The organism is Knoellia flava TL1 (assembly GCF_000768675.1).
GTDB classification, from domain to species: domain Bacteria; phylum Actinomycetota; class Actinomycetes; order Actinomycetales; family Dermatophilaceae; genus Knoellia; species Knoellia flava.
Map to the genome: position 1 here is coordinate 1 of NZ_AVPI01000086.1, position 1,526 is coordinate 1,526.

General features: G+C 67.2%; 1 pseudogene. It reads left to right on the forward strand.

Annotated features, from left to right (window positions below):
* Window positions 1-1,373, forward strand: a pseudogene (locus tag N798_RS16490) (hypothetical protein); the annotation flags it as partial.
* Window positions 1,374-1,526 lie beyond the last annotated feature (153 nt).

The window sequence follows — 1,526 nt, forward strand, 5'->3', positions numbered from 1 at the left end:
CCGACGCCGGCAACGGCACCTACTACGACGCACGGGACGCCGACGCCCTCACCACCTCGCTGAACAAGCTCAGCCAACGCGCCCTCCGCCCCTTCACCGTCTCGGGCAAGCCCATCGAGGGTGCCTACGAGACCATCGACGGTGCACCGGAACTCGCGCCTGGCCAGTACGTCGATACATTCGGCGGCTCGGGCCGCGAGAAGGCCCGGACGACAGGTGGCTTCGAGACGACTCTCTACTACCGGATCAAGCGGACCATCCCCGGATCGACCCCTCGCATCAGCGTCACGTCCCGTCCACCGGGCCGGGACGCAACGGTCGCGGTGGAGGGATGGCACCTCTACCTCAGGACCGAGGACAACAAGGTGTGTGGGCAGGCTTCTGAGTTGATCCGTTCCGAGACGGGTCGCAGCGAGATCGTGTCTGCCTCCGTGTCGTCCATTCCAAAGGACCCGAGGTTGGGCGAGGCAGGCCCCGACGAGTGCGCAACCACCGACACTCTCATTCTCAGCACGGCCAGATCAGGCAACGGCGGCCCGGCCCCGACCGAGATTCGATACGTCGAGGAGCCGCCCGTCACGAACGAGTCGCAACTGCCCGGGGCAGTCACGAGCATCGACCCGAAGGCGGCGTCACCAGCATCGGCGTCCGGACCCACCGTCATCGGCGGCGCATCATTCTCCGACTCGGAACGCCTCACGCCCGGGACATACGTCACCTCGGTCATTCCCGGCGAGGAGACCTTCTTCCGGGTCGCCGTCGACTGGGGGCAGTCCGCTGTCATATCGGTTGATGGCCCCGCCGACCCCTCTCTGTACGACCGCGGCCTGCGCGACAGGCTCCACCTCTACGGACACGTCCTCTCACCCGACCGGATCCCCGTGGACACGTGGGATGGCCTCGAGAGCCTGTGGGTCTACGAGGCGGAGAACAACGCCAGGAGCATGGTCAACGTCATCCCGGCTGTGAAGTATCGCAACCGATGGTCCAAGGTCGCAGCTGGCTTCTCGCTCGCCGGTGACTACTACGTGTCCGTCGGTATGACGACCGAACACGGCGGCAAGAACCTCGCGGGAGTGCCCATCCCCATCAAGTTCTCCATCGCCGTCAACGGCACCACGTCGGGGCAACCGGCGTATGCCGGCACCGCACCATCAGCTCAGGCCTCGCGGGCCGCTGACGGTGTCACCAACGGAAGCCCGACGCCGGATGCCGCAGGCTCGACACGTCCCTCAGGGGACGCCGAGTCGGCCACGCCGGTCGCGCTCTGGGGCGGGCTGGGCGCCCTCGTTCTCCTGGGAGGCGCCGCGACGGCATACGCCATGCGCCGCAGGCATTCCCATGCCGACACAACGACAGGACCGATCGCATGAACAGGTTCCGCACGGCGGTTGTCGCTGCCTCGACCGCCATCTTGCTGATGGCCGGCCCTGCCGCCGCCACGAGCCCGACTGCGGACAAACCGGTGCCGGGCAAGCTCCTGCTGATGCTCGATGCGTCCGGGTCGATGAAGGCGAAGGACCCGT